The 24,614-nt window shown below is 41.3% G+C and carries 20 protein-coding genes and 3 tRNA genes; 17 read left to right on the top strand and 6 right to left on the bottom strand.

Features of this window, described 5'->3' with window-relative positions; translation table 11 throughout:
- Nucleotides 1-30 precede the first annotated feature (30 nt).
- The 7 genes from menC to CCC71_RS03390 all read left to right on the top strand — a co-directional run bounded on the left by menC (nt 31) and on the right by CCC71_RS03390 (nt 5,218).
- Nucleotides 31-1,260 (top strand): o-succinylbenzoate synthase, encoded by a 1,230-nt coding sequence (gene menC, locus CCC71_RS03360; RefSeq protein ID WP_247239908.1) that lies wholly within the window; start codon nt 31-33, stop codon nt 1,258-1,260.
- 107 nt (nt 1,261-1,367) lie between these two features.
- A complete protein-coding gene (locus CCC71_RS03365) occupies nt 1,368-1,745 on the top strand; it encodes a PaaI family thioesterase (RefSeq protein WP_021841571.1) in 378 nt (125 codons plus the stop codon).
- A gap of 158 nt (nt 1,746-1,903) precedes the next feature.
- Complete coding sequence (locus tag CCC71_RS03370; RefSeq protein ID WP_247239909.1) at nt 1,904-3,118, top strand: chloride channel protein; 1,215 nt, start codon at nt 1,904-1,906, stop codon at nt 3,116-3,118.
- Nucleotides 3,119-3,311: 193 nt separating this feature from the next.
- Nucleotides 3,312-3,388: transfer RNA gene (locus CCC71_RS03375), tRNA-Pro, on the top strand.
- 9 nt (nt 3,389-3,397) lie between these two features.
- Nucleotides 3,398-3,471, top strand: a tRNA-Gly gene (locus CCC71_RS03380).
- Between the two features lie 256 nt (nt 3,472-3,727).
- Nucleotides 3,728-3,804: transfer RNA gene (locus CCC71_RS03385), tRNA-Arg, on the top strand.
- 301 nt (nt 3,805-4,105) lie between these two features.
- A complete protein-coding gene (locus CCC71_RS03390; protein ID WP_296333591.1) occupies nt 4,106-5,218 on the top strand; it encodes an IS1249 family transposase in 1,113 nt (370 codons plus the stop codon).
- 673 nt (nt 5,219-5,891) lie between these two features.
- On the opposite strand, the gene CCC71_RS03395 is transcribed toward CCC71_RS03390, so the two are convergent.
- On the bottom strand, nt 5,892-6,125 hold the full coding sequence (locus CCC71_RS03395; RefSeq protein WP_295243880.1) for a DUF2314 domain-containing protein: 234 nt from the start codon (nt 6,123-6,125) through the stop codon (nt 5,892-5,894).
- Between the two features lie 462 nt (nt 6,126-6,587).
- Between CCC71_RS03395 and CCC71_RS03400 the strand changes: the two genes are divergently transcribed.
- Nucleotides 6,588-7,667 (top strand): IS30 family transposase, encoded by a 1,080-nt coding sequence (locus tag CCC71_RS03400; protein ID WP_226974713.1) that lies wholly within the window; start codon nt 6,588-6,590, stop codon nt 7,665-7,667.
- 127 nt (nt 7,668-7,794) lie between these two features.
- Here the strand turns inward: CCC71_RS03400 and CCC71_RS03405 are convergent, their stop codons facing one another.
- On the bottom strand, nt 7,795-9,609 hold the full coding sequence (locus CCC71_RS03405) for an N-6 DNA methylase (RefSeq protein WP_021842556.1): 1,815 nt from the start codon (nt 9,607-9,609) through the stop codon (nt 7,795-7,797).
- A gap of 394 nt (nt 9,610-10,003) precedes the next feature.
- Here CCC71_RS03405 and CCC71_RS03410 point away from each other — a divergent pair, with 394 nt between their 5' ends.
- The 6 genes from CCC71_RS03410 to CCC71_RS03435 all read left to right on the top strand — a co-directional run bounded on the left by CCC71_RS03410 (nt 10,004) and on the right by CCC71_RS03435 (nt 17,149).
- Nucleotides 10,004-11,170, top strand: a complete 1,167-nt coding sequence (locus CCC71_RS03410) for a DUF2827 family protein (protein WP_156705911.1) — start codon at nt 10,004-10,006, stop codon at nt 11,168-11,170.
- A gap of 495 nt (nt 11,171-11,665) precedes the next feature.
- Nucleotides 11,666-12,532 (top strand): alpha/beta hydrolase, encoded by an 867-nt coding sequence (locus tag CCC71_RS03415; RefSeq protein ID WP_226974380.1) that lies wholly within the window; start codon nt 11,666-11,668, stop codon nt 12,530-12,532.
- Between the two features lie 20 nt (nt 12,533-12,552).
- Nucleotides 12,553-12,693, top strand: a complete 141-nt coding sequence (locus tag CCC71_RS03420) for a cupin domain-containing protein (protein WP_156705906.1) — start codon at nt 12,553-12,555, stop codon at nt 12,691-12,693.
- 395 nt (nt 12,694-13,088) lie between these two features.
- Nucleotides 13,089-14,522: a 23S rRNA (uracil(1939)-C(5))-methyltransferase RlmD gene (gene rlmD / locus CCC71_RS03425; protein WP_226974379.1), complete on the top strand. Its 1,434-nt coding sequence runs from the start codon at nt 13,089-13,091 to the stop codon at nt 14,520-14,522.
- 37 nt (nt 14,523-14,559) lie between these two features.
- The gene (locus CCC71_RS03430; RefSeq protein ID WP_021842624.1) at nt 14,560-15,525 is read left to right on the top strand and encodes a Fic family protein; all 966 of its coding nucleotides are present in this window, start codon (nt 14,560-14,562) and stop codon (nt 15,523-15,525) included.
- 211 nt (nt 15,526-15,736) lie between these two features.
- The gene (locus CCC71_RS03435; RefSeq protein WP_021842625.1) at nt 15,737-17,149 is read left to right on the top strand and encodes a glucose/sorbosone family PQQ-dependent dehydrogenase; all 1,413 of its coding nucleotides are present in this window, start codon (nt 15,737-15,739) and stop codon (nt 17,147-17,149) included.
- A 351-nt stretch (nt 17,150-17,500) separates the two neighbouring features.
- Here CCC71_RS03435 and CCC71_RS03440 read toward each other — a convergent pair whose 3' ends face one another.
- From CCC71_RS03440 to CCC71_RS03455, 4 genes are all read right to left on the bottom strand, one after another.
- A complete protein-coding gene (locus CCC71_RS03440) occupies nt 17,501-18,529 on the bottom strand; it encodes a virulence RhuM family protein (protein ID WP_021842626.1) in 1,029 nt (342 codons plus the stop codon).
- 345 nt (nt 18,530-18,874) lie between these two features.
- Nucleotides 18,875-21,025, bottom strand: a complete 2,151-nt coding sequence (cooS, locus tag CCC71_RS03445) for an anaerobic carbon-monoxide dehydrogenase catalytic subunit (protein WP_296332958.1) — start codon at nt 21,023-21,025, stop codon at nt 18,875-18,877.
- Between the two features lie 324 nt (nt 21,026-21,349).
- Nucleotides 21,350-22,480 (bottom strand): alpha/beta hydrolase, encoded by a 1,131-nt coding sequence (locus tag CCC71_RS03450; RefSeq protein ID WP_296332961.1) that lies wholly within the window; start codon nt 22,478-22,480, stop codon nt 21,350-21,352.
- 21 nt (nt 22,481-22,501) lie between these two features.
- Nucleotides 22,502-22,735, bottom strand: coding sequence for a hypothetical protein (locus CCC71_RS03455; RefSeq protein ID WP_021842630.1), 234 nt, complete (start codon nt 22,733-22,735; stop codon nt 22,502-22,504).
- A 147-nt stretch (nt 22,736-22,882) separates the two neighbouring features.
- Between CCC71_RS03455 and CCC71_RS03460 the strand changes: the two genes are divergently transcribed.
- The 3 genes from CCC71_RS03460 to CCC71_RS03470 all read left to right on the top strand — a co-directional run bounded on the left by CCC71_RS03460 (nt 22,883) and on the right by CCC71_RS03470 (nt 24,596).
- A complete protein-coding gene (locus CCC71_RS03460) occupies nt 22,883-23,755 on the top strand; it encodes a LysR family transcriptional regulator (RefSeq protein ID WP_296332964.1) in 873 nt (290 codons plus the stop codon).
- 93 nt (nt 23,756-23,848) lie between these two features.
- Nucleotides 23,849-24,238, top strand: a complete 390-nt coding sequence (locus CCC71_RS03465) for a hypothetical protein (protein WP_226974377.1) — start codon at nt 23,849-23,851, stop codon at nt 24,236-24,238.
- Between the two features lie 28 nt (nt 24,239-24,266).
- On the top strand, nt 24,267-24,596 hold the full coding sequence (locus CCC71_RS03470) for a hypothetical protein (protein WP_296332967.1): 330 nt from the start codon (nt 24,267-24,269) through the stop codon (nt 24,594-24,596).
- Nucleotides 24,597-24,614: the final 18 nt, after the last annotated feature.

Here is a 24,614-nt window from a genome sequence, read left to right on the forward strand (position 1 = left end):
TAAGGCGAGGGACGAACGATGACTCATCAGATGACAATCTCAAAAATCACCTTATGGCACATTGGTTTACCGATGCGCTTTACCTTTCGTACGTCCCAAAGCACCTTATCACATCGAGAAAGTCTTATCGTAGGCGTCACCATATCGTCAGGCTATACCGGCTATGGCGAAGTGGTGGCGTTTACAGAGCCTTTTTATACGGCAGAAACGTTGACCAAGAGTAAAGAGATACTGTTGACGGCGTGGCTGCCGTTTTTTGTAGGCAAAACTATGGTAGGGCCGTGGGCCATGTATGAAATGGTGGATTCGTTACAGGATGTGTCGGTTGAGCCGAATGCGAATGCTGACTATGCTAATGAGGGTGCCGATTCTCCTAGGGCGACGGGCAAAAAATTGCGCATGTGTTATCCTATGGCTTGGGCGGGGCTTGAAAATGCCATCCTCCATGCTTATTATGGTGAACAAGGGTTAGCAACTATCGATACTTTAGTACCCGGTAAAAAATGTAAAACCATTGAATCCGGCGTTGTTTTGGGCGATATGCCGATTCCGGAGCTTTTAAAGGCTGTGGAAAAACACGTAGACAACGGTTGCCGACGTATCAAGTTAAAACTCAAGCCCGGTGATGCGGTGGACCGTGTGGCAGCCGTACGCAAGGCTTATCCAGATATTATCTTGGCCGGGGATGCGAACTGCAGTTTTGCGCCGGACAAGGCTGATGAGATTATTGCTTTAAATGAGTATAATCTGCGGTCCTTGGAAGAACCGTTTGTGGTGAAGGATGCAGCAGGAAACTATAAAAGTGCTGAAGTTTATGGTTCACTGCCTCAAGAATTACGACAGACGATTCAAACGCCACTTTGTTTTGACGAAAGTGTACAATCCTTAGCAGAATTAAAAGCCATGCATCAAACAGGCTGGCTCGATTTATTGAATATTAAAGTAGGACGCCTTGGTGGGCTCCGCGAAACTTTGGACTGCTTAAGTTATTGTCGTCAACATAAGATTGGTTTTTGGATTGGCAGCATGGTGGAAAGCGGTGTTTCAAAATACATGCATGTACAGCTGGCTACCTTGGCAGATACGTGGATGGCCGGCGATTTATCGGATATGAGCCGTTATTTTGAAAAGGACATTATTACCACGCCTATTGAGTTTTTACAGGGAAAGTTAGCCGTGGATTTCAAAGCCGGTCTGGGAACGGATATAAATGATGCGGCTCTGCGAGAATATACCTTGGACAGGACTGTGTTTGAATAGAGCTGGGGCTAGACGACATAGAAGATAGATAAAATAGATCATGGTTAAAAATTGAGCCTTCAAAATGATGAGGTGTAAGATTTATAGCAATCGGAAGGGAGTGCACTATGACTTTAGTTGATCAATTAAATATAGATTATGTAAATTTAACGGATACAGGCTTTGAAAGTACTATGACCATGGGTGAATTTCATGCCCAGCCGTTTGGCTTTTTAAACGGTGGCGCAACGCTTGCGTATTGCGAAGCTATCGCGGGCATGGCCAGTAATCTTATGGGTGAAGGTGCCTATGTGGGCGTAGGACAGACTGTTACAGCTCACCATTTAAAAGCAACGAAGCCTCAGGGCAAATTGTTGGCGCAGGGAATCTTATTACATGGCGGTAAACGCAGTCATGTGTGGGAAATAAAGTTGACTAATGAAAAAGGCGAACACATTTCGCAAGTAACTGTGGTTAATGCATTGATTGAGATGAATTGTAAATAGCTGGTTATGAAGTACTTGTTTAGTAATTGGTTTGTAAAGACGTTTTAAGAGATGTAAATAAACTGTACGGAATGTCGAAAACACAGAGTGAAGTGTTATAATAGGGATATGTTTATAATTTTGGAATAAATAGAGTAATACAGGTGTAGGAGTTTGGTGTGTTAGAGCGTAAAGTATTTGGCCTGGTTGTATTAGTCGGCATTTTTGCCGGTATCGTAGGTATAGTATTTACCAATTTATTGCATGTGATTCAGCATTTTACCTTTGGTTACAATGATTTGAGCTTTGGTGTTGGCGTAGCGCAGGCGAGCGGCGAACGTCGTGTTTGGGCGTTGCTGGCTTGTGGTCTTGTGGGCGGTATTGGCTGGGTGCTGATTCACCGCTATGGCGGCAAACTTGTTGAAGTTAAAGACGCAGTAAAAGATGTGACGAAAGAAATGCCGCCGGTAACTACTTTGATCCACTCTACTTTGCAAATTATAACCGTGGCTATGGGTTCTCCGCTCGGTCGAGAAGTGGCACCGCGCGAAGCAACTTCGGCGCTAATTACTTGGGTGATGCGCTATGTGAAACTAACGAATGAAAATCGATCCCTTCTCATTGCTTGTGCATCCGGTGCCGGTTTAGCGGCCGTGTATAACTCGCCGGTATCGGCCACGATTTTCGTTTTGGAAACACTGCTGTTAACCTGGAACGTGAGAGCGTTGAGCTCCGCTTTTATCGCCTGTGGTATTGCCACATTTGTGGTTCGTTTAGGGCTTGGTGATACGGTTCAGTACGATATGCCACAACCGGTTATGATTGGAAATTTTGCCGAATTTGCCGTACTTATCGGGATTATTATCGGCGTGGCTGTAGTGTTTTTTGATAAATCGCAAGCTTATTTACCTAAGTTTGATCGTAAAAGTCCTAAGATGATTTTATTATCGGTGATTGCCTTTGGCCTCGTAGGCCTTATGGCTGTATATTTCCCGGCCATTTTGGGTAACGGTAAACCTGGAAATCAGCTTACCTTTGCTCATTTAGTACCTTGGGAATATGGCTTAGGACTCTTTGCCGCTAAATGGGCTGCTGTCCTACTCGCTATGGGCGCCGGCGCTTATGGTGGTAAAATTACACCATCCATGATGCTGGGGAGTACTTTGGCCCTCGTTGTAGCCATTGCGTGGAACTTCGCTATCGGGCCTATTTCAATTGGACTCAGTGCCTTTTTGGGGGCAGTAGTGTTCTTGGGTCTCGCGCAAAAAATGCCGCTTACTTCCTCTGTATTTATGCTGGAATTATCGCGGTTTTCAGTGGAACTATTATTCCCGATTGCACTCGCTATGGGGATGGGGATGATTACGCAGGCGTGGCTTAAAGATAAAATATAATGCTAAGATAATCGGCATATTATATAAAGAATACGTACGATTCTTGATGATTTATAATGTTGTAAAGTTTTTTGCAAAATTTGTAAAAAATTTATAAAAAAGTACTTGCGCTGATTTGCGTGGTATGATACAATATCTTTGTTGTTGAGAACGAAGCAATAAACAACGGCGAAAAGAATACTATTCTTTATATCGGGGCATAGCGCAGTTTGGTAGCGCACCTGGCTTGGGACCAGGGGGTCGCAGGTTCGAATCCTGCTGCCCCGACCATTTTTTTATGCGGGTGTAGCTCAATGGTAGAGCCCCAGCCTTCCAAGCTGGTCGCGAGGGTTCGATTCCCTTCACCCGCTCCATAAACGACTTTTACCGCAATCATTCGATGAGTGATTGCGGATTTTTTTGTGAACAGGCACTCTGTTGACTGTTGTCAGTCTGCAAGCTGTTTAAAAATAAAAAAGTATAAAATAATGTAGTTGATATGCATAGAGTAAATCGTGTAAACTATGTAAAGAACTTAGTGATGAGAATTGATTTTTTCTCAAACTTTGGTGTATAATAGTATACAGTGATTTTTGGAGAGCTTCTGATTGTCACAACTAAATTAAATATGGTCCAGTAGCTCAGTTGGATAGAGCAACGGCCTTCTAAGCCGTGGGTCGGGAGTTCGAATCTCTCCTGGATCACCATAAAAATAAAGCAGCCATGCCGATTTTACTAAAGTGTAAAATTGTTCGCATGGCTGCTTTTTTGCTTTTGGGGCTTATTTTTGGGGCTGCGCGATATTTGATGAGTTATAGGACAAAAAGTGTGTGTAAAAAGTGCTGTAAACCTAGATAGATACTGGGTTTATAGCACTTTTATCTTTTTTTGACAAAGATAAAGGGTGGACAAAAAGTGTGTGTAAAAACATGCGTGAACCCACATAACTACTGACTAAAATGGTATTATATCTTCCTAAATAAAAACATAAATAGGAGGATGATTAATATTAAACAAGTAGTTTGCCCTGATTGTGGTCGAAAATGTATAAAACACGGTATATTGAAATCCGGTTCTCAACGATGGTTTTGTAAGCACTGTAAAGTCGCTTTCACTAACAAAATTAACACCGATAGTCATAATCTAAAGCTGTTTTTGAAATGGTTATTTAGTAAACAGATGCAGCAGGATATGCCTGGAGGCGGGCGTACATTTAGACGTAAAACCGCTAAATTTTGGTCCATATGGTGCCTTCCACCAAAGATTGAGGAAGTATATGATGTGCTTTACTTTGACGGCATATACCTAACGCGTAAGCTCTGTGTACTTATTTGTTGTAGTAAGGACCATGTGTTAGGCTGGTATGTATGTAGATATGAGAACTCTAGAGCTTGGCAAGCATTAATGGACCGTATTGCTCCTCCGCGTGTTGTTATCTCAGATGGCGGATCCGGATTTGCTAAGGCCTTGGCAAAGAGGTGGCCAACAAGTAACCATCAACGTTGTTTATTTCACGTTTTTGCGCAAGTAAGAAGGTATACAACTTCTGCACCAAAAACAATAGCCGGCAAGGCTTTATATGAACTGGCAAAGCGTTTATTTAAGATTCAATCGATAGATGATGCTTATACTTGGATTGATGGATTATTAGCTTGGAGAGAAGAATTTGATGACTTCTTACGGGAAATGACAGTCGACGAAAATGGGAATAAAAGGGCTACTCATGAACGCCTCTTAAAAGCTGAGGCAGGACTTTTACGATTAATTAGAGATGACACTCTATTTACCTACCTGACGTTTGTAGATATTACCGTACCTACAACGAACAATCGACTGGAAGGAGGCGTTAATGCGCAACTTAGGGGGATGTTACGAGATCACAGAGGGTTATCCTTAGAAAGACGATTAAAAGCGGTCTATTGGTGGTGTTACGAGCACTCACCTAGACCGCTTCCTGTTGCTGAAATATTAAAATGTATGCCTACAGATAAAACAATCGCTGCTACTTACCGTAGGATAATGCGGAATAACCGTGTGGATAATATCTTGCCGCAATGGGGGGATGCCATTGTTTGGAATGAGTTCCATATGTCCACGGAATTTCCAATTTATTGGGATTAATTTAAAAAAGCCACACACACTTTTTGTCCTATAAGCCTATTTGATTTTCATCGGCTGCGGGCTTTATAATATAAGGAGAAAGATAGTGAACGTTTGGAACCGCTGGCTATCCTCAGAAGAGTTTAGCAACAGGCCCACACCGTTATCGGCGTTGGGCCTTTTGCATTAGTATCTAAAATCTTCAGATGGTAAAAAATACAATACAGATGATGATATGGAATTGAACGATTAGTTTGTTTACAGCAATGGATAAAGACCAGTATACTGATATTATATAGATAGATGTTTTTATATATTGGGGTAAGGGGAAATCATTATGCAATTTATCATTATGATGACATTATTCATTATAACAACGGCCATATTTAACGTCTGGTCCATACCTATATGGGTTGCCATTGCTATTTTTAAAGGTATCAATCAATATATTCTTGAGCCGAGAGAACGTAGAAAGCGCCTCGGATGGCGGGATTAATAGAATAATAGACCGTTGACCGGCACATGTTACCGGAATTCAGTCAAATTTAAAAGGCCCCTACAGGGGCCTTTTTCGTTTATGAGAGTTTTATTTTGGACTTATAGGGGGATAGGGATCTATAGGAGATTTTGGGGCCATTGAAATAGTTGTGTTTTAGGTCTATTTGGTAAGCCACTCATTGATTGGCGTACTATATCACCGTAAGAACACCGCCACAAAAAATCCGTCTTTTACTTCAATTAAATTAAAAACAACTTTGTCGTTTTTATGGATTCCTTCAATGATTTTGGGTTCGTTTAACAACGTACCGAAGAAACGCGGCGGCTGGCAATCTTCGCAGCGAACCCAGCAATATTCCGGTTCTTTTTCTTGGTCGTAGAAGATAACGGCTACATCATCGGGATAATCGGCATGACGGTAAGCATCCAACTCTTTAATTTTGCGACATAATTCAATACCTTTGTCGGCTTTGTAGAACTTGTGAATTTGCTCAATTTTTTCATCATACGCATTAGGCGTAAGTTTATTGAGTAATACAATTTCCTCATCGCCGATAGATTCAGAGCGAAGTTTGACTGAAATCTCGTCATTTCCCGGGAATAGCGTTGTCGTGTCGTTTTCGTGCCGCGCGGCACTTAAAACTTCAAATGTAAGCCCCGCTTCGTGGTCGATATAACCATAGAGTAAGAGTGCGTTGGCATCGTGGTAATTAGGGAATTCTTTGAAAAAATCCGGAATATGAGGATCGTTTTTGTCGATAGGTAATAATATAAATTGGTGGTTAATTGTACAATGAAATTGAACACATAAAAAAATCCATAGTGAATACCGATTTGTGTTATGATTAAGGTCTCTAATCTAAAATCTTATACACGAGGTATCGATATCACTATGGACTCTATTAATCATAACACATCATTACGTACAAACAAACACTTATCTTACGCAGAACGCTTTCATATTGAAAAACAATTGCAAGCGGGTGCTTCAAAACTGTCGATTGCTAAAGCTTTAGGCCGTTCTCGTACAACCATTCATGCTGAAATTCAACGAGGTACTGTTGAACAAATAAAGGCTGGTAAACGGGTCATGGTGTATCTAGCCGATCATGGACAGGCAAAGTATGAAACCTCTCGTAAAGGCTCGTTTAATACTCGAAAAGCCGGTATGATTACACCTTTTCTTACTTGGGTTGAAGACCAGGTATTGGAGCATAAATGGTCATTTGATGCTGCCGTAGGCTATGCATTGCGTAAGTGCTTGTTTGTACGTAATGAAATGGTGTCTACTAAAACTTTATATAACTACCTTCATGAAGACCTTCTCCGCGTTAAACCAATGGATTTACCGCTAGTGCTACGCCGTTCAATGCGTAAAGCTATTACGCGTAAGCACAAGAAAAATCTAGGTAAGTCTATTGAACTACGTGATGAATCTGTTTTGACTCGCGAGGAATTTGGAAATTGGGAACTCGATACCGTTCGAGGCATTAAAGATAAGCATGATGAAGTAATTATCTCTCTATTAGAACGTAAAACACGAATTTATGTAACGTTACGGTCACCTTCCGCTAAAGCAGTTGACATAAAAAACACGCTACACAACTGGCTATTAGGCTTTAGTACCGATATTTCATTACAGCAACTCTGCAAGACAATTACAGCTGATAATGGCCTTGAATTTGCGTCTATTACTGAACTTGAAACAGAGAATTTACAGATCTTTTTTGCTCATCCATATGCCGCATGGGAACGTGGCTCTAATGAACGACATAATGGTTTATTACGCCGCATTATTCCTAAAGGAACACCAATTCGTGACGTATCCGAAACAACACTTCGCCGGGCAACCGACTGGTGTAATTCCTTACCTCGTAAGATCCTAAATTACCGTACGCCGCAAGAAGCCTTTGTTGAAGAAGTTAAGAAGTTAGTGGATTTACAAAGTGTTCAATTTGATATTGCAATTTAGCAATATAAATTGGTGAAATAAGTCACGAAAAGCGTGTTCATGCAACTTCATAGCTCATAACCTCACTTTTAATATTTTGAACTGCTGTAATGCAGTCACAATCAACTAATCTTTTTTATAAATTTTACTACTGTAGAACAGTCTCGATGAGCTGTTCTTTTTCTTTTTCCAAGGTTTTTAAACTTTCTTGAATCTGGCTTTCTTTTTTTAATAGTTTCTTATATGTATCAGCTAGTTTATCCTGTACGGCAGGCTCGATTAAAGGAATCTTTAACTCTTTTAAATCGCTGATGCTTAAGGTACTTGTCGAACTGCCACGTGAAAGTTGTTCCAGTTGTTTTTTACCCGAATTCGAATTTAAATACATCCACAAAAAGAGGGGATTGATTTTTTCTTTGTTAATTTGCAAAAAATAGGTGTTGCCATTCGAGAATACCTGATTGTTTCTGGTGTTTGACACATAGCCGGTCTTAAAAGGCAGAAGTTTGCTCATGACGATAGTGTCGTTGCCGATAGATTTCTTTTTCAAAATATCGTCCGTCTCAATCAATGAGGTAACGGTGGTTAAGTCGATAACGCTATCGTTTAGATGCTTAGGGGTGATGTACTTTACGGAGTTGTCATCAGACACTAACTCATCCAACTCTTGCGCTTTTAAGAGAACCCCGCGGTTGATCTGGCAGACGTCTTTTAGCAAAATATACTCGGCCGGGAAGTCTTCGCCTAAATGACGCGAAGGTGATAGGTTATAGTTGGATTCGGCTAATTCGGAAGCCGAAACATAGCGGATAAGCCCTTGATATCCTTCGAAAAGCTCGGAAATAGGAGTTCGATTAGTAACTAAATACGTTATTTTTTCAATATCGCCGAGAGATAGGCTGAATTTGCGGCGCCCTTCCGTTCTAATACGAGACGCATCAATTAGGCGTACCGTTTCGTTGTTTTTTGAAAAAATCCACAGCATTGACGGGATAGATGTGCCCGGCAATAGGTTTTCAGATAATTGAACAACGCATTCTACTAATCCTTGTTGTACTAAATTACGCCGGATTTCGCTATATGTTTCCGTTGAGGCAGCACCGTTAGTAGTGATAGCGTAGAGTCGCTTTTCATCAGCTAAATCATCTAAGGCTTTCAGTATAAACGGCCATTCGCTCTTATACGCGCTGGGGCCCATAATGTCAGCAAAGCGCGGTAATGTCGGTACTCGCAGCCCTTTGTTATTTTCAAAAAACTCATCAATCATGACACCAAATGGAGGGTGGATGATAGCGGAATGGGGTTGTTTGGTAGAAATATCGCGGAAGTTAGTAAAAATACTTCGATGCCGGTCTTCTTCGTAAAACATATTGCCAAAGTGCAATTTGATGGTCCGCTCGTGTGGCAGGAGGGACAGTCTGAGTTTGGTAACGACATAGCATTCCGGATTGATTTCAATTCCCTCTAGTGATTGCGCGTTGCCGTAAAGTGCGGCGGATAGTAGGAATTGTCCGTAACTAAAGCCCCAATCGTAGATAGACATTTCGTTTTTTACAAGTTCGACGAGCAATCTGTTTAGGCTGCGGCCGCTGTCGAAAGCGGCGTCTTTTTTGCTGTTAGGATTGGCAAACATCAAATAAGTTAGCAGTTGCAGACTAGTGCAGCTTCGTAAGGCTGAATGCATTGGGGTGAATGATTCCAAATTACTGCTTTGATAATAGTCTGCCACCGTTTCAAGCGCTTTGGTGACAAAAGAGTCGTTTAGTTGAGATCTGAGCTGAAAAAAGGCAGACTTGATTCTTGAATTATCTACTTTACTTACCAGCGTTAAAGCCACTATGAATAGGGAGTCTTGAAAACTCGCGACGGCGAACGGTTTGAGTATATCTTCTACCTTTGCGATGTATGCGTTAGTTCTGTCTGTGTTTTGCAGTTTTAATTCTGCGAAAAGCGATTCAAACATGGAAGACCTCCTTTTATTGATTGGTATAGTTATATTACTTTTACTCACTTTTATTGTATCTACTTATCTATTTAAAGTCAAAGGTTTTTAATAACCAATGACTTGAAAGATAAAATTCAAGATTAGCAAAAGACAATTAACACTCAAGCCAGTCAGATTGAAGAATTGCAGGCTCAAGTGAAAGTACTGATGTCCAAAATAAATTCTTAATACAGTATTTATGCTAATAAGGATGTATTTCACATAATTTGTCTGAAAATTCAAATAAACGATTTGTGTATTTGAATAAAGTTTTACTGAAAAAAGCGTTATGTAAGCTATAATATGTGATATATTAATATAAAATACATCATATTTTAATCTAGTTACGATGAATAACAAAAAGGATATTTATATGGGTTTAGGTAAGAACAATAGTGGAAATAAATCAAACAGACAAGGGCTTCGCATTGGCATCACATTTTTCTGGGGCTCAACGTACAAACACATATGGTCCAATGGAGCCGGTCAGAATATGTATTTTTTACGTGAAATGCTCGCTCAAATTGACGGCGTTGACGATGTATACTTCGTGTTCTGGGGCAATGATTTAAAGACATTGCCTAAAGAACTGGAAATCGAAGCCATGGGCGTCGATATTTTCCCATACGAAGAAGTTGTAAAAACCACCGATGTCTTGATTGAAGGTACGCTTACGTTAGAACCAAAGTATGAAAAAGAATTCCGCAAATATGGCGCCAAAATTGTTACCTTCCGCATGGGTAGTGATTTTATCATGGATATGGAAAAATTCGTGAATAAAAAGGATGGCGGTCGCGGTTTTAACGGGTGCACGTTTGATCAAGTCTGGTTAATTCCTCAAGTATATAAGACTAACAAAGACTATTTGGAAGTCATGACCGGGACAAAAGCCTACAAAGTACCGCATGTGTGGAGCCCATTCTTTTTTGACCGACAAGTGGCTAACCTGCAAGACGGTTTGAGTTTTGGTTATAATCCCGACAAATCGAAACGGGGCCGTCGCATAACCGTGATTGAGCCGAATATATCGGTTCTAAAAAATTGCTATACGCCGGTCCTCATTGCCGAGGCAGCCTATAAAAAAGATCCGGAGGCTATTTCCCACGTGTATTTGTGTAACACCTATGATGTACGAGATATTTCCGGTTTTCACAATTTTATCGGTTATACCACACTGGTAAAAAACAATGTTATGACCGTTGCAACTAGACATCTATTGCCCTACTTTTTGTCGCGTTACACCGATATCATGCTGGCTTTTCAGTGGGAACTGGGGCTTAATTATACCTATTACGAAGCCCTTTACGGCAATTATCCGCTAGTACACAATTCGCCGATTTTACTTGATGCGGGCGTTGGTTTTTACTATCCGGAATTTGATGCTCAACGAGGGGCCGACGTATTACTCGACGTAATTAAGAATTACGATGCTCAAATTGAAATTCATAAGAAACACAATCAGGCGTTTTTAGAAACTTTGTCGCCATACAATCCGGCAGTATATAGTGAGTACGAAAAATTATTGAAGCAGTTGTTTTAAAAAGAAACGGTTCCGTTAAGTTGGAGGCTCTTCAAAGTTAGATGTTAAAATCTACCTTTAAGAGAGATTTCACAAAACGGAATCGTTTTTTATTAGCGGAATTATTTATGATGTTAAGTTGTTAGTAATTATAAGGCTAATTTTTCATCCGTAATATGCTTCCAAAATCCTAAGCGACCTCTTAAAAGCATTGTATTGCCATTTAAATCCTCGAAACGCAAGGATTTATTGCCAGCCAGTGCATGGGATGGGGGCGACGGTGCATTTTGATGTTTCGGTATAAAGAAAAATTATAGTAGTCTGCATAATTGTTACTGTACTTTCATAAAGGCGCACTCTAGAATATAGATAGCTAAAAGAGCAAAATAATTTAAAAAATAAAGAATTTAACACAATAAAGTCGTTAAAAGAGTAAAAAGAATTAAAAAACATTATTAGATCGTAATAAGTGTTAAAGAAAGGGAAAATAATAAGATGACAAAAGAGCTATTTTCAATGGGTTCAAAAGTTCGCGATGTCATCCGAGATGAGGCATTTGCCGGCTTCGGCCGGCTTTTGTTTCCGGTAGATTTGGCGATACCGCCACAGACAAATTTAAAAGACTTAGGAAACTATTTTATTTGGTATAGCTATATAAAACCGGAGCGGACGGTGAGTATTGTCAATGAGCTGAAAGAAAGAGTCCTTGCCGGTGAGACCGTTTTTTATGATATTTATAGCCCGCAAGAAAAGGCTGTCGATCTTAATAAAAAGAACACAGGTTTACTTTTCTTTCGCGGTAAGCCTCACGGCAAGACCGCCATTATCAGCGCCGGCGGTGGTTTTGCCTATGTCGGTGCCATGCACGATAGTTTTCCTCATGCCCAAGCATTGGCTAAACGAGGCTATAACGCCTTTGCTCTCATCTATCGCGTCGCTGCTCGCGAAGCCTGTGAGGATTTGTCACGAGCTGTTGCTTTTATCCATGAGCACTCAAAGGAACTTCAGGTTGATGTCCGTGATTATTCACTGTGGGGCGGTTCGGCCGGTGCTCGAATGGCAGCTTGGGTCGGTACGTATGGGACGAAATCTTTTGGTGAAAAATCCTATCCACAGCCGGCTGCGGTTATCATGGAGTATACCGGTTTGGGCGATGTAACCGGTAACGAGCCGCCTACGTATAACTGTGTGGGAACGGCGGATCGTATTGCGTGGTATGGCACCATGAAACGACGAATTAAGGATATTCAGGCTAATGGAACCGATGCCGCCATCGAAGTGTTCCCCGGATTGCCCCATGGCTTTGGTCTTGGCGAAGGAACTGTTGCGGAGGGGTGGCTCGATCGAGCTGTATCTTTTTGGCAGCGGCAGATTAAAGTGTAAACGATTATTTGGGGGTTAGGATGATGGCCCGTTGCTGTCAGAAAGGAAGACCGCAGACTAATGTGATTACGTTTGAACCGGGCAGTTATAGCGGTTGGCATACTCATGTCGCTATGACTATAATCGGTGTGCCCGGTATCGGAATGAACATATTAGTCTGAATGAAATTATTCAGGCCAATCTTCAGCATTGACAGTAAGACTCAGTATGTTAAAAGATATAGTTTTAAATCAATTTTTGGTGAGTGAAAATTCAAATACACGGACTCCGTGCATTAAGGTAAAGCCCTTTTAAAAATGCACGGAGCCCGTGTATTTTGTTGTATAATAGAACTAATAAATGAGTACCATTAGATATGATAACGATAATAATTAATAGGAAGCCCACGTGATATGATTTAGAGTAAAAGAATTGGTTATAGGGAGGAAGAAATGAACTATCCGGAATTTCCGGATAGTTCAACTTGATGAGGCGACGTTTAGTTATCCCCTATATTTTGTTATATAATAAAAGAAAGTAGTTTTTAATTTTCTTACAGTAAGAAAGGATAATCATCATGAAACAGAATGTGCCTGTAGCAAAGGGCCAAGTCTATGAAATTGCAATTGAGAGTTTAGGTAACAGCGGTGAAGGCGTGGGCCGTTATGAAGGGTTTACGGTGTTTGTGCCGTTTGCCCTCCCCGGGGAACGTATCAGTGCCCGCATTACATTGGTGAAAAAGAACTATGCCGTGGGGACGTTGGTTGAAATTTTAGAACCGTCACCACATCGCATTGAACCGGTTTGTCCGGTGTATGGTACTTGCGGCGGATGTACTTTGCAACATGTGACGTACGAAGAGCAATTGCGTTTGAAAACACAAAAAGTGCGCGACATTATGGAGCGTATCGGTAAAACAAATCCTGATTTGGTGCAGCCCGCCTTAGGCCCGAAACAACCTTGGCATTATCGGAATAAAATGCAGATTCCGGTGGGTTGGGGTGTTGATACCGGCTCAAAGTTACAGGGACAAACAGGCAAAACTCAGGCGGGGGGAGCTAATGAATTAAAGCCGGTGCTAGGCTTCTACGCCATGGGCTCTCATGACATCGTGCCTTGCACAAATTGTGCGATTCAAAATGAGGGGAATAATCAGATTGCTGCCGTTTGCGAGCGTTTAATTCGTGAAACCGGACTCACACCATATAATGAAGTGACCGGCGAGGGCATGATTCGCCACATTATCGGCCGTATCGGTGAAAACGGCTGGATGGTTATTATCGTAAGCACAGCCAAAACATTGCCGCAAGCAGAGCACTGGATTTCTGAAATTCGTAAACACTTGCCGCAAGTAACGAGCATAGTGCTCAATCATAATTCGCGTAAAACGAATGTTATTATGGGCCGTGATTGCACATTGCTTTGGGGTGACGAAACGATTAGCGACACCATTGACGACTTGAAATTCAGACTATCGCCGCATTCGTTTTTCCAAGTCAATCCGGAACAAACCCTCGTATTATATAAGAAAGCGTTGGAATATGCTAATTTAACCGGTGAAGAAACGGTTATCGATGCATATTGCGGTACCGGTACGATTTCTCTGTTTTTGGCAAAACAGGCAAAACATGTTATCGGTATTGAAATTGTGGAACCTGCCATTGTAGATGCCAAAGCGAATGCGAAGCGCAACGGCATTACGAATGTTGAATTTATCGCCGCTGATGCGGCCAAAGAAATGCCGCAACTCGTGAAACGGGGCGTGAAAGCCGATGTGGTTGTGTTTGATCCGATTCGGGCAGGCTGTAAAGAGGAAGTTTTAAAAGCGGCGGCCACCATGAAACCGAAACATATGGTGTATGTGTCTTGTAATCCGGCGTCCATGGCGCGCGATATTTGCGTGCTACGTGAGCTCGGTTATGAAGTGCAAACCGTGCAGCCGGTGGATATGTTTGCCATGAGTGCACATGTTGAAGCCGTGGCTTTAATAACAAGAGTCGACGACAACTAATAAAGAGTTGCTGTTAATCAAAATGATGAGGTGATATATGGTGCCGAAAAAATCGTATGAAGATGCATTTGAACACCCCGTTGAACATCCCAAAGATGTGCCGGACCAAGATCCCTTCAAAGAATATATAAAAGAATCCGAACCGGCTAAGCGTGAAAAAGGTTATGCATGGCAGACGGCTATCGGCCTGCAGGCCGTTGATGGTCTGCAGCCTTCGAAGTATTTATTGGATACGGCGATTCGAAATATTGAAGGCGAGATTTCCTTGGAAGATGCTCAGCAACTTTTGCAAAATTATTACGAGGCGAAGCCGAACACGGATGCGTCGAATCGGACAGAAGAAGCCGATAAAGTGTCTGTTCGTATTGCAGCACTTCTTTCAGAACATGCTTTCAGCTTTACCCCAAATGAGTATCTGGCCATTCATAAAAAGCTTTTTACGGGCATCTATCCTCATGCAGGGACATATCGTGATTATAATATTACAAAAAAAGAATGGGTGCTGAACGGAGCAACTGTTCTTTACGCCAGTGCTTCAGAACTACGGGCAACGCTGGAGTATGATTTTTCACAAGAAAAGAAGTTTTCTTATAAAAATCTGTCCATGGATGAGATTATTCACCATCTTGCCGTATTTGTAGCCGGCTTGTGGCAAATTCATGTATTTGGCGAAGGTAATACACGGACAACGGCTGTATTCTTTATTAAGTATTTGAGCACATTGGGCTTTGCTGCTACGAACAATATTTTTGCCAAGCATGCTTGGTATTTTAGAAACGCGTTGGTTAGGGCTAATTATAGCGATTTGAAAAACGGTGTTTTTGCAACAACGGAATTCCTTGAGTTATTCCTAAGAAATTTATTGCTTGATGAAGAAAATGTGCTACAGAATCGAGCCATGCATATTGGTAGTATCTTAAAAGAAGAGGAAGCACCGTATATGTTTGAAGAATATGTTAAGGCTAAAGTTGAAGAATCATACGAGATAGAGTCAATAAAATAAACTATAGACACTTTCGCTTAGGTGTTCAGTATACAAGTAACTGTTTTTTATTTATAATAATAAGAGATATGAATGAAATGTGAAGTACAGCTTACCGTCTTGAGGACCGGAAAGACTTCACGATTCAGCACGGTTATAGGCTATCTCTAGTCGAAAATAATCGATTAGAGATAGCTAAGTATGAAGGACTTTTATGTGAAAGGAGAACCGTATGAAGAAATTAGCAGCAAAAGTACTTTGTGGTCTTTTTGCCATTACGGCAACAGCAGGTTTTAGTATGGTGGCTGAGGCAGCCCATGGAGACAAGGTCAATATTGCAGCGCCTTTTAAGGCGACTGTCCTTGTAGATGGCTTGGGTTCTCCGTGGGAAGTTCTTTGGGGACCGGATAATTCGTTGTGGGTAACCGAACGTCAGGCAAAATCGATTTCTAAGGTTGACCCGAAAAAGGGTAAGCATAAGGTATTGTACACCTTTAATAATGCCGTGGCGGCGCCGCCTCATCAAGGCGTTCTGGGCCTCGCACTGGACCCACAGTTCCTTAAAGGAAATAATTATGTCTACACGGCTTATACCTATGAAGTGAATGGTGAAAAGCATGCTCGTATTGTCCGTATGACTTATGATCCTAAGACCGAGACACTTCGTGATGAAACAGCTATCCTCGATAATCTGCCGGCCAGCGTTGATCATAACTCCGGTCGACTTCGTTTCGGACCGGATGGTAAGCTTTACTATACCATCGGTGACCAAGGGAATAATCAGGGGACTCGCGTAGCCAAGGAAATCCAGGCTCAGATGTTACCAACAGCAGAGCAGGTAGCCGCTAATGATTATAGTCTCTATCCGGGCAAAATTTTGCGTCTCAATGCAGATGGCTCCATTCCTTCAGATAACCCTGTATTAAATGGTGTCCAAAGTCATGTATATGCCTATGGGTTCCGCAATACTCAGGGGCTCGCCTTTGTTGGTGATAAACTCTTTGCGACCGAACATGGTCCGTCTACAGATGATGAACTGAACCTTATTGAAAAAGGCGGCAACTATGGCTGGCCGTATGTGGCAGGTTATAGAGATAATGAATCCTATGTGTATGCCAACTATTCCCAGGCTTCCAAAGAATTGCAGGCAAAATTTGATTCAAACAATATTCCGGCAGGCGTTCCGACTCAGTTGGAAACAGACTTTAATGCTCCGAACCTTAAAGATCCGCTTAAATCCTTTAACGTTGTTCGCAATGGCTATGATTTTGCCGATGAAACCTATGCACCACTTTACTATGTAGGTTGGCCAACCATTGCTCCTTCCAGTGTTGCCTACTATCCGGCAGACGGGAAGATTACAGAGTGGCAGAATTCCTTGCTCATTACGACGCTTAAGAATGGTGCCATTTATCGTGTGAAACTTGATGGTAAAAGTGAACAAGTTCAGGGCGATGTAGAAAAATTATTCAAGACTAATAACCGTTACCGCAATGTTCTTGTAAGCCCGGATACTACAAAGATCTACGTTGCTACGGATAACGGCGGTAATGCGCTAGGTAAAGATGGCAAGCCGATTACAGAAATGGAAAATAAGGGCGCTATTATCGTCATTGAATATACAGGAGATAAGACCGGCAAATAAAAAGACTGATTCCCGGTAGAGATTTCAGTTTACGTTCTTTTCGAGAATATAGCATAAATGAATATATGTAAAAGGGACCCAGCGCCATAACGGCGGAGGGTCCCTTTTTGAAAATTTAAGAGCACTTGATGAATATAAAAAGATATAAGCCTTGTAATTAGTATCATCAATCTGGCAGCTGCAATACTGATTTACAAGGCTTCTAAAAAGTAAAAAAGCAAGAGGGTGAAACACCCTCCACCTCTTAAAAGTAATTATAGACTCAAGAGAATAAAAATGCAATATTGAGGAATGATATTAAATAATTGTAATGCAAAATATAATATCTATTGTATTAGGCGAGATAGTTTTTTACTTAATTTTCTTGACTATTTTATCAAAATCAGAGATATATTCTTTGTCTTGGATGACGCGAAATTTTTTATATTCACTTTTAGCAAGTGATTTTGCTACCTCGGCGGATATTTTTCCTGCGTTATTTAAAATATCATACTCATTGAACTGCAAGAAATTATCAAGTCTGCCTGACCAATCGGACATGCTCATGGCAATTTGTCTTTCTGCCTGATTTTCCGCATAATCTAGGAACATTGTTACTACTCGGTTTAATTCTCGTAGCTCGGATTCAGTCAAATAGTTTTTTGCAGTGATAACATCGCTTTGGAGTATTTTGCCATCAGGCATATTTTTCCACGTTGTTAATCCCATATGTGGTTTTTGATGATTCGCACGCTCATGAATAATTTCAGCCGCCGTATGATTTGTAATGGCCCAATGGAGCTTATTTTGAACAGTAGAATAGAATAGTTGAGCCTCTTGGCTATTTTTATCGTAGTCATAGCTGCATTGTGAAAAAATATCGGTAATTTTTTGATAGAAACGTCTTTCAGAAGCACGAATCTCCCTGATACGTTCTAATAATTCATCGAAATAGTCTTTGCCGAATTGACGACCATTTTTTAGTAAATCATCATTTAAGGCGAATCCTTTTACAATATATTCTCGTAGTGTATTTGTGGCCCATATACGAAATTGAGTAGCCTCTTTACTATTAACTCGGTAGCCAACGGCGATGATGGCGTCAAGGTTATAATAGGTGACATTTTTGGTCTGAGTTTTTTCATCTATAGCACCATGTTTAGTGGTATGTGCAATTTCTGCACATACCACTGATTTATCAAGTTCGTGTTCATTAAAAATATTTTGTAAATGGCGGCTGATGGTTGAACGTTCAACATTGAACAATTGAGCTATATCTTTTTGAGGCATCCAAAATGTCTCATTTTTAAAAAGCACATTAGTGGTAATATTGGTATCATTTGATTGATAAATAATTACATCTCCTTGAGGATGTAATCCGTCCGGGAAAGGAAAAAACATATTGAACCTCCTAAAAATATTTTATTTCATATACTCACTAATTCTTTCTTAGAACAATTATAACATGAAAAGAGTTATAAGGATTAAAGGCGGCTTCGATGATAGGGATGGAATTAGTAAATTGACATTAAAATCCCTCCCCCTTACGTTAGAATCTGAGCCTTAACGTTAAGAGGAGGGATTTATTGAATACTATTTTTAGTTTTTATAAGAGCTGAATTAAATCACTTTCTATATCGATTCGCACATAAAAAGTAATTCTGATTTAGTTTATAGTAACTAGCAATTCTCACTTAGTTTTTACAAACCAGAAATTTTGACTAGTTTATACTAATAAGGCTTCCACTAGTCCCAACCTAACTTACGACGTTTTTCTTCGATGCCTTCGATAATCTGTTTAGCCAAGGCTTTTGGATCCGTATTAACGGTCATAACAGAACCGAGCGTGTCTTTCGTGTCGTGTTTTAAGAAGTTTTCCACATTAGTGGAGCCTTGTACCGGTGGTTCTACGCAGTGGTAGGAGTTGATACCGAACATGCGGAATGCAAGGGAAGCGTCGAGACCTTTTTCATTGGACCATTCAGGACTGGTGAAGGCGTAAGGCATATCTTTAATGTCTTTGCCCGCTGCCTGAGCGACGCCGGCTAAAACGGTGGATACACGCGTGTTATCTACGCATTCGCCTACATGCCATACCGGTGGTAATTTGCCGCCCAAGAATTCCTGTAAGGATTTACCGGCTTTGGACGCACCGTCTTTACTGCAATAGCCCAATTTTAAGAGTGGGAAGGATGCACAACCGTTTGTGAAAATTAAAATGTTGTTTTTCAATAATTCGTCGGCAATATCAACAATGGCTCGTTCGTAAATAACGCGCGGGTTGTTACAGCCAACCATGTTAACCATACCTTTGATTTGACCGCTCTTCAAAGCATCTACAAAAGCACCGAAACCATTGAATTCTTCAGCAATGTTTTCAGCATTGAAGCCTACATCGGCGGTTACTTTGTATGGTGGAATGAAAACCGGCACATCGCGACGATTAGCAAAGCTTTCGATAGCGCGGGTTACGATTTTGCGCGCCAATTTTTCAGTGTCTTCAATGTTGGAATGATGATGATCATACGCATAATGTTCAGCGCCTGGGAGACGAGCTGCATCGTTAGTAGTCACGACCGTTGTTTTGAAGCAACGCGCCACATCCATGATGGCAGGGAATACGTCCTGTACATCGGCTACCCATAAATCAAGCGCACCGGTACCTAAAACGAGTTCGGCACCAACGGCGTTTGACAAAGGAATAACGCCTTCGTAACGGTACATAGCGGACAAGCAGGAACAGCATACGCCGTAGAACTGAATCCCTTCGGCACCATGGGCTTTCGCCATGTCGATGAATTCCTGAGTGCGGCCGACACGAACGATTTCGCTCACTAAGGTTGGTAAATGACCGTGAACGGCAATGTTAACATAGCCTTCTTTCAAAGCACCGACATTTACTTTTGAAGTCGCCCGATGACCGATACCGAAGAGAACATCGGTAGCAATATCGGCAGCGACTACGCCGGTGTAGCAGAAAGCAAGACCGCAACGCAAGAATTGTTTCATAATGCTTTCCCAATCACCATCGGTACCGCAACCGGTGCGGTGGTAAGCATCGAATACTTCGTTATAAGCACTGATTGGAATAATGTCCAAATCTTGCCAAACTTTTTGGCGTTCAGCCGGAGCCAAGGCTTTGATGGCTTCGTAGTCATCCGGTGTGGCGCGAGATAAGTCGGCCAAGAGAACATCAGCCAATTTGCCGGCTAAGGCTTTAACATCATCCGTGTCATCCGGGATGCCAAAGGCTTTGCAAACTTGGTGTAATTTTTCAACACCGATAATCGGTAAATTCAAACGACCTTCAGCAACAAATTTTAAGGATAAAATAACTTCGCGAGCGTGCGCACCGTGTTGAGCCACGCCGGCAGCGGCACTGCGCAATAAGTTACGAGATACGATGAGGTCTGCATCGGCACCACAGACACCGCGTGGCGCTTGTGGTGTAATCTTACATGGACCCATGTTACAGATTTTACAGCAGACACCGGCTAAACCGAAGGTACACTGTGGTTTTTGTTTGTCAAAACGATCAAAAGTAGTATCGCAACCGATTTGTTCCATACGAAGAATCATTTCACGTACCGCAGGATCCGGCGTTTTGTCCAAAACGTCTTGTTTGGAGGCAAAAGTTTTGCGATATTCCGCAACGGCTTTCATGTAGTCGTTAACGTCGCCATGTACATGAGGATGATTGTGGTCATGAGGATGTACGTGGTCGGCGAGACAATCATGTTCATGGTCGTGGTCGTGTGCGTGATCATGAGCGTGTTCATGAGTATGAGGATGATGGTGGTCATGGTCATGATCGTGAAGATGCTCATGATTGTGGTGGTGATCATGGTTATGATCGTGAACGTGCTTTTTGTCTTGTTGATTGTCGTGTTCAGACATAAGAATTCACTTCCTTTAAGTGTAAAAAGAATAGTACTTACTACCGACTATTTGCTACTTTAAGTATAGAACTACTTCAGTGTATTATCAAGAAGAAATCGTTGTTTTTGTAAAATTATCAAGTACATTTGTATATTTAGGAAAAACGATTTTGCTGTATGCCCGAGTCATGTATAATGAGAGGTAATGAGACCAATGGTGGTCCGAAGATAAAAAATGAGTGGAATGGAAAGGGCGTTCCTGTCATTGCTTAAATAAAATACTACAAATAAATGAAAGGTCCCACTCGATTAATATCTGAGTGAGACCTTTTTCAGGTTTTACTTATTTCAAATATTGTTGATAGAATGCATCGATTTTATCAAACGGAATGTAGTTTGGATTATCATAGAAATCAGTATGCCATGCACCCGGAACAATAATCAACTCTTTGTTGTCCCCTTTAAGTTTTTTGAAGGCATCTTCACTGAAGTAACGGGAATGCGCTTCTTCACCGGCGATGATCAATACGGCACTCTGAATTTCATCGGAGCGTTGTAAGAACGGCATGTTGATAAAAGATAAGGCGGATGTTTTATTCCAACCGCCAAGGGAGTTGACGGAACGTGGATGGTAGCCTCGGTCCGTTGCATAATACTCAGCATAGTCGCGGATAAATTTCGGTGCATCAGCTGGTAATAAATCCGGATTTACATTGGCACCGGTGCGGACGAAGGTATCGTTTTTATAATCTTCCGTACGCTGTGCATTAAGCTCTTCTAACGTCTGATGACGTGCTTCGGCGCTGTCATTGGCATCGTTATAGCCATTCGCATAGTAACGGGTCATGTCGTACATAGTTGTAATAACGCTGGCTTTTACACGAGTATCCATGGAAGCGTTATTTAAGGCAATCCCACCGAAGCCGCAGATACCTAAGATGCCTAAGCGGTCAGTATCAACCAGACTTTGTGTGGTAAGAAAATCGATGGCGGCAGAATAATCTTCCGTGTTGATTTCCGGCGATGCTACATTGCGGACATTACCGCCACTTTCACCGGTGAAAGACGGGTCAAAGGCGATGGCAATATAACCGCGTTCTGCCAAAGTTTGGGCATACAGGCCGGATACCTGTTCCTTAACGGCGCCGAACGGGCCCACCACTACGATAGCCGGTAATTTTTCGACGGCTTTGATATTTTTAGGCACATACATATCGGCTGCGAGAGTAATGCCGTAGCGGTTGTGGAACGTTACTTTTTGATGATTTACTTTATCGCTCTTTTTAAACTTTTTATCCCATTCGTTGGTAAGTTTAAGGTCTTCGGTGATTACACCCGGTGAAATGAGTGCGTTGGCTTGTGCTACTGCAGGGCCGGCCGCCGAAACTGTTTGGGCCGCGATGCCGGTAGCTGTCATGAGTGTGCCTAATGCTAAGGTCATAAGAATTCGTTTCGTTTTGAATAATTTCTTCATAAGGGTCTCCTCCGTAATCGTTTACTTTTTAGATTTTGTTAATTGATAAATAAGATAATCCAGACAGTCGATTTGTTGTTGTTTACAATGAAGTACATTCAATAATTCCTTACGATGAGCCAATAAGCGTCTGTGTAGCTGGACTCGTTTACCTTGTGTGAATTCATCCATACAAGATTTTGTCATCGTTTCACTACAGCCGGCATCAAGGAGATTTTGTCGAATGATACCCCTAATATCTGAAGCTTCGGGCATTCGTGTCACCCCTTTCTAATTGGTCGTTGTTTGTTTACTTCAACTGTATGACCATAGTATAATGGCTACAAAGATAAATTACCAATATCAATAATAAATTGAAATCTATTAAAAATCTTAATCGATTAAACCGAAAGGGGATGCAGTATGGATACCACTATTTTGCGCCATTTCCTGACGATAGCAAGGGAAGGCAGTATGACAGCGGCTGCCAATGAATTGCATATATCACAACCCACCCTCTCTGTTCAGATGAAACAGTTGGAAGATACCTTGGGGAAGAAGGTTTTTCAAAAACAGGGGCGTAATCTTGTGCTCACGGAGGAAGGCGTTTTGCTGAGAAAACGAGCGGAGGATATTCTGTCTTTGGTCGATAAAACGATGCAGGAATTTCAAGACATGGATAATCTCATAGGTGGCGAGATTCGTTTCGGTTGTGCAGAAACGTATTTGGTTCATCATATTGCCACTGTTTTTCACGAGTTACAACTACAGTATCCGTTACTTCATTTTCACATTACCAGCGGCAATACCGAGCAGGTTATTGAGCGCATTGAGCGAGGCATATTGGACTTCGCCTTAATTGTGGAGCCGCCGAGCCTTGATAACTTTAATTATATTGAACTGCCGGGCACTGATACCTATGGTGTATTGATACGGCCTGACCATCCATTGGCAGCGAAACAGGCCATTGTTTTTGATGATCTTGTTAGTGAAAACCTGATTGCTTCGGAGCAGACGATTCAAAATGATATCTCCCGTTGGTGTGGTGAAAAAGTGAATCAGTTGAACTTTATCGGGAATGTAAACTTGTTTTATAATGGCAGTCAGTTTGTAAAAAACGGCGTAGGCCTGCAGCTTATTTTTGAACATTTAGTGCCGCAGTGTGATGAGTTAATATGGCGACCGCTGTCGCCTAAGCTGGAAACCCGTTGCTATATCGTGTGGAAAAAATATCAGATATTTACACTCATTACAGAAATATTTATAAAAGCGCTGACTAACTTGCTAGTGGCATGAGAACTATGTTTTTGTGTACCGGACAAAACGCTTGTGCTATACTGTAAGTAAATATCAAGTAGTGCGTTTCATTGATTGAAAGGGATGAGGTATATGAAGCGGTTATGGCAGGGATTATTTATTTGTTGTTTAGGGTTAGTTTTTATGTTCGCCGGTATGAATTCGGCAAGCGCTACGGATGTTTGGGTAGATCATTGGAATTATGAAAATATTGATATATATGTTATGAACGATACAATAACATATAGTTCTGATTCGAATGGTCGAGGTTTTTCAGTGTCCACTAAGTTCGTCAAAAATGGCCAATTAAAGCAAATCGTGGTTTGGAATTTTTCTAAGTTCAGAAACGATATGTGGCGCTATCGTACAAATACGATGAGAGGTGGACACACTACCGTAGTAATCCCTCATAATGGGGTATTTGAGTATGGCATGAATCAAATTGGCTGGCGTTATTATATTGATCAGACGTATTACTATTAAAAGTGTATAAAATCAAGAGGGTACTATTATGATGATAAGTCCGGAAGAGTTTGTAGAACAGCATAAGAATGACACACTTGAAGAATTAATAATGGTCCGTAGGCGTTTAGAAAAAGACCTTGTGGAATTAGAAAAGAAGTTGTTTTATATTGGTGTCGATGAGAATGATCCGAGTATGTTTACCTTGGTTGAATTTGAGGTAAATCCGGGACCTGAAGTGGAATACCAATGTAATCTTATGTATTTGGCTGAACTTTGTAATTTTTTGCTTGAAAAATATAATCGCGAAGAAATATGGGGATATTTGAACGACGATGATGACGATATTGATGACTTAGAGGCTGATATTGAAAAGTAATCATATGGAAGGGGAACT

Origin of the sequence: Veillonella sp. LMAG:90 (genome assembly GCF_008679445.1) — a bacterium.
Lineage (GTDB): Bacteria > Bacillota > Negativicutes > Veillonellales > Veillonellaceae > Veillonella_A.

Excerpts from the sequence above, each read along its gene's own strand:
- menC (WP_247239908.1), top strand. The coding sequence starts at position 31 with ATGACAATCTCAAAAATCACCTTATGGCACATTGGTTTACCGATGCGC.
- CCC71_RS03365 (WP_021841571.1), top strand. The coding sequence starts at position 1,368 with ATGACTTTAGTTGATCAATTAAATATAGATTATGTAAATTTAACGGAT.
- CCC71_RS03400 (WP_226974713.1), top strand. The coding sequence starts at position 6,588 with ATGGACTCTATTAATCATAACACATCATTACGTACAAACAAACACTTA.
- CCC71_RS03405 (WP_021842556.1), bottom strand. The coding sequence starts at position 9,609 with ATGTTTGAATCGCTTTTCGCAGAATTAAAACTGCAAAACACAGACAGA.
- CCC71_RS03410 (WP_156705911.1), top strand. The coding sequence starts at position 10,004 with ATGGGTTTAGGTAAGAACAATAGTGGAAATAAATCAAACAGACAAGGG.
- CCC71_RS03415 (WP_226974380.1), top strand. The coding sequence starts at position 11,666 with ATGGGTTCAAAAGTTCGCGATGTCATCCGAGATGAGGCATTTGCCGGC.
- CCC71_RS03420 (WP_156705906.1), top strand. The coding sequence starts at position 12,553 with ATGATGGCCCGTTGCTGTCAGAAAGGAAGACCGCAGACTAATGTGATT.
- rlmD (WP_226974379.1), top strand. The coding sequence starts at position 13,089 with ATGAAACAGAATGTGCCTGTAGCAAAGGGCCAAGTCTATGAAATTGCA.
- CCC71_RS03430 (WP_021842624.1), top strand. The coding sequence starts at position 14,560 with ATGGTGCCGAAAAAATCGTATGAAGATGCATTTGAACACCCCGTTGAA.
- CCC71_RS03435 (WP_021842625.1), top strand. The coding sequence starts at position 15,737 with ATGAAGAAATTAGCAGCAAAAGTACTTTGTGGTCTTTTTGCCATTACG.
- CCC71_RS03440 (WP_021842626.1), bottom strand. The coding sequence starts at position 18,529 with ATGTTTTTTCCTTTCCCGGACGGATTACATCCTCAAGGAGATGTAATT.
- cooS (WP_296332958.1), bottom strand. The coding sequence starts at position 21,025 with ATGTCTGAACACGACAATCAACAAGACAAAAAGCACGTTCACGATCAT.
- CCC71_RS03450 (WP_296332961.1), bottom strand. The coding sequence starts at position 22,480 with ATGAAGAAATTATTCAAAACGAAACGAATTCTTATGACCTTAGCATTA.
- CCC71_RS03455 (WP_021842630.1), bottom strand. The coding sequence starts at position 22,735 with ATGCCCGAAGCTTCAGATATTAGGGGTATCATTCGACAAAATCTCCTT.
- CCC71_RS03460 (WP_296332964.1), top strand. The coding sequence starts at position 22,883 with ATGGATACCACTATTTTGCGCCATTTCCTGACGATAGCAAGGGAAGGC.
- CCC71_RS03465 (WP_226974377.1), top strand. The coding sequence starts at position 23,849 with ATGAAGCGGTTATGGCAGGGATTATTTATTTGTTGTTTAGGGTTAGTT.
- CCC71_RS03470 (WP_296332967.1), top strand. The coding sequence starts at position 24,267 with ATGATGATAAGTCCGGAAGAGTTTGTAGAACAGCATAAGAATGACACA.